This is a genomic window from Aerococcaceae bacterium DSM 111021, from assembly GCA_020112395.1.
In the GTDB taxonomy this organism is placed as follows: domain Bacteria; phylum Bacillota; class Bacilli; order Lactobacillales; family Aerococcaceae; genus Ruoffia.
On record JACCEK010000004.1, the window covers coordinates 1 to 3700 of the forward strand.

At 34.4% G+C, this 3700-nt stretch carries 3 protein-coding genes and 1 rRNA gene; all 4 read right to left on the reverse strand.

Annotation, left to right across the window (positions count from 1 at the left end):
* Nucleotides 1-708 precede the first annotated feature (708 nt).
* Nucleotides 709-1410, reverse strand: coding sequence for a glycerol acyltransferase (locus HYQ40_11150; protein ID MBZ6528321.1), 702 nt, complete (start codon nt 1408-1410; stop codon nt 709-711).
* Nucleotides 1411-1427: 17 nt separating this feature from the next.
* Nucleotides 1428-2126 carry a glycosyltransferase family 2 protein gene (locus tag HYQ40_11155; protein ID MBZ6528322.1) on the reverse strand — a complete coding sequence of 233 codons (699 nt, stop codon included), beginning with the start codon at nt 2124-2126 and terminating at the stop codon, nt 1428-1430.
* Nucleotides 2127-2297: 171 nt separating this feature from the next.
* Nucleotides 2298-3458 carry a tRNA epoxyqueuosine(34) reductase QueG gene (queG, locus tag HYQ40_11160; protein MBZ6528323.1) on the reverse strand — a complete coding sequence of 387 codons (1161 nt, stop codon included), beginning with the start codon at nt 3456-3458 and terminating at the stop codon, nt 2298-2300.
* A 120-nt stretch (nt 3459-3578) separates the two neighbouring features.
* Nucleotides 3579-3694 (reverse strand): 5S ribosomal RNA (gene rrf / locus HYQ40_11165).
* Nucleotides 3695-3700: the final 6 nt, after the last annotated feature.

The window sequence follows — 3700 nt, forward strand, 5'->3', positions numbered from 1 at the left end:
TGTTGACCCTTTTTATACTGGTGGTCATCCAGATCGAATTGTTTGGTTGTGTCTGCTGATAAATCAACAGACCCCATTACACATTTGGTGTGTTTATCTTTGTTCAGTTTTCAATGAGCTTTCGTTGCGGTTGTGATGCAACTTTATAAGTATAACATTCATGTAACAAGCATGTCAAGTTTATTTTAAACTTATTTCAAACTTATTTTTAAATGTTTTGTTTTCGTCACATCTCACGTGACAAGGTCTTAATGATACCATGTTTCATATCATCATGTCAAACCTTTTTTGAACTTCTTTTCAAATCGTTTTGATTTGATCGTCTAGTTCGTCGCTGTCTCAATTGACAACCTATATATAATACCACGATTTAGATCTCGATGTCAATACTTTATTTAACTTATTTCCACCGACTTTTAAATCGTTCGGTTGCTCTGTTAGCAACCTATATATAGTATCATCTGATAGTCCACTCTGTCAATACTATTTTTACAATTATTTCAGGTATGTTTCGACTATATCTCTTAACACTATTCTAATCAGTTTTATACGAGTACTTTATCATTTTCGTATTATGTGTTGTTTTATAAATCCTTTTCTGCTGTATTCTGATTAAGCCACTCTATACCATTAACAGGATCTTATTGTTTTATATTCTATTTATCCCTATATGTAACGTACCCTCAGGGCAAACTCATATACTGGGACTTAAACTAAATCCACTTGCTTTGTTATACTTGCTAGACTATTAAGCGACTCTTGTAATTCCTTTGCCTTTTCTTCTCTTTGATCAATAAAAGGTATTTCGCTATCAAATCTAATTGGTGTACCATAAAGTATTTCTTTTATATCTTGATTTGCATAAATTGGGATGAAGTCAATATGCTCTCCAGTCTCACGATAATAGTATTTATCAATATTGAGAAAGCCTTCATAGATATCCCCTACCTCATTCTCATTCGATGTATATTCTATATCAGGAAAAATCAATATTGAATCCCCTGCTTGCAAAGCTTGTACCGAATTCTTTAATGTTTTTATAATACGTCTTGAATTTCGATAAACTGGCACAACACAAGCAGAATGGGTTAATGCACTCACAAAATACGAGATAATCCAAGCGAGAGGTTTAGCAATGTACAACGGAAATTTAAAACGTTTTGTAAAAGTATAGTTTATATAATGCTCATAACAAGTTTCTTGATCCGTAAAAACACTTAAACTCCACACTCGGACAAACTTCGGAAACCAAAGTAATATATTAATTGGACCTAGCATATTTTGGTGATGTGACACATAAACAACTGGTCTATCTTTAGGATACACTTGAATCGTTGTATATTTAGGAAATACAAGACGAGCAATTTTTTTAATAAACAAATAGAAAGCACCATATCCAATCTCATGCATAACTTCTCTCCTTCCATTTATTTAGATACAAATAAGCCCTTCACCATTTGCTTACCGATTGAAACAGAATCTTTGATTGTAGAATAATGTGACGTGTGTTCATCATGATATACCGTACTAATTGCAACACTATCCATTGAATGTTTTTCTTTTGCAATCATAATTAACATATTGATCTCATATTCAAATCGGTTACCTGATACTTTCATTAAATTCTCTAACTGATTAGTTTTAAATGCACGTAAACCTGTTTGTGTATCTCTGATTTTTAATTGGAAAAACAATGCAAAAACTAATGACGTAAACCAGTTTCCAATGCGACTTCTAAATGGCACTCCACTTCTTGCAAAGTTTCTTGTTCCCAGTATATAATCGGCAAGCGTAGCAACCATTTCATCTCCAACATTCACTACATCTACTACAAGGTGCTGACCATCGGAATCCGCAGTGACAACACTATTCACATGACTATAATTAGCATTGATGTAATTAAATCCTGTCTTTAATGCTGCCCCTTTCCCCATATTAACTTCATGCTTCAATACTATCGTTCTCTCCAATTGAGTAATATTCTCAAAAAGGTCTGAAAATACTTGGTCAGAACCATCATCTACCACTACAATCCCTAATACATTTTCATCAAGTAGATTCTTTATATAGTTGGGTAATTCATTCATTGGATTATACGCAGGTATAATTACAACAAAGTCTTTCAATATCAGCACCTCCTTTACATAATTATTATTGTATTCATTAATTAGAAAATATTTTGATAATAATCCATATAAAATTGTTATATCATTATTCTTTATAGAAAACTATATCATGAATATAGCTGATGTATCAACAAAAAAGCACGCCCCATCAAATGAGCGTGCTTAATCTAATCAATAATTATCATTTAATATATTCAAAGCATTTTCAAATTCATCAATCGTTTCTTGATCGACTTCCTTATCACGCATCTCTTCTAGAAACGATATCAATTCAGCATTGAGAGAACCCTCAGTAATTTTTGCTACTGCCCATGCTGCAGTCCCCCGAATTACGGGCCTTGGATCTGTTTCAATCGCTTGTAGCAGTCGAGGAATGGCAGATTTTTCCTTATAATTAGCTAAGGCAATAATCGCATTACGTTGCAGTGGTTTCTTGCCTCGCCATGATCCTGCCATCTTACCAAACGTTTCTTTGAACTCTCTATTCGATATATCAAGCAACGGTTCCAACACCGTGTTTGTCAATTCAGGTTCCGGTTCCATTTCTTGATGAAGATGTGAATTAATCCCTCTATTATATGGACAAACTATTTGGCAAATATCACATCCATATATAACACGGCCCATTTTCTTACGAAATTCTTTAGGCATGTATCCTTTAGTCTGCGTTTGGTACGAGAGGCAGACTTGGGCATTAATCCGTCCATCCCCTAATAAAGCTCCTGTCGGACATGATTCTATACATTTCATACAATCTCCACAGCCAAAAGGAACTTCTTCGTCTGATTCGAATTCAATATTAGTAATAATTTCTCCTAAATAAACATAGGAACCAAACTCTTCAGTAATTAATAAGCCATTACGACCAATAAAACCTAATCCAGCACGCTGAGCAACTGCAACATCAACGAGTTCCCCTGTATCTACCATTGGTTTGAATTCAAGACCGCCTAATTCCTCTTCTTTCGCTGCTTCTTTTATATACTCTATTAACTTGGCCATTCGATCATTGAGTATATGATGATAATCAGTCCCCCATGAAGCTCGGGCAAACTCACCACGTGGCTGGCCTTTATTAGTTTTAGGTTTCTTCATACGAGATGGATAGGCCAATGCGATCGCAATAATTGATTTAGGTTGATCGAATATTTTGTCAGGATAAATTCGTTCTTCGATATCTTGATGTTCAAAACCAGAATTATAACCTTTATCCTTTTGCTTTATCAAACGATCTTCTAAAGTATAAAATGGTTCCGCATGAGTAAAACCAATCTTATCGATTCCTAATTCACCAGCTTTATTTTTTATCTTTTCTTTTAGTAACTGACTCATATTCAATCCTCCTTCCTTATATATGCTGATTATAACACGTAACTGTAATATTTTAATAGAAAACATAAAAAAAGACTCAACCCAAAGGTTAAGTCAGTTAATTGTAATAGATAAAACAATGCATGGCAACGACCTACTCTCACAGGACCAAAAGTCCAACTACCATCGGCGCTAAGAAGCTTAACTGCTGTGTTCGGCATGGGAACAGGTGTATCCTTCTTGCTACCATCACCACACATTGT

Coding starts and splice junctions, on each gene's coding strand:
- HYQ40_11150 (MBZ6528321.1), bottom strand. CDS start 1,410: ATGCATGAGATTGGATATGGTGCTTTCTATTTGTTTATTAAAAAAATT.
- queG (MBZ6528323.1), bottom strand. CDS start 3,458: ATGAGTCAGTTACTAAAAGAAAAGATAAAAAATAAAGCTGGTGAATTA.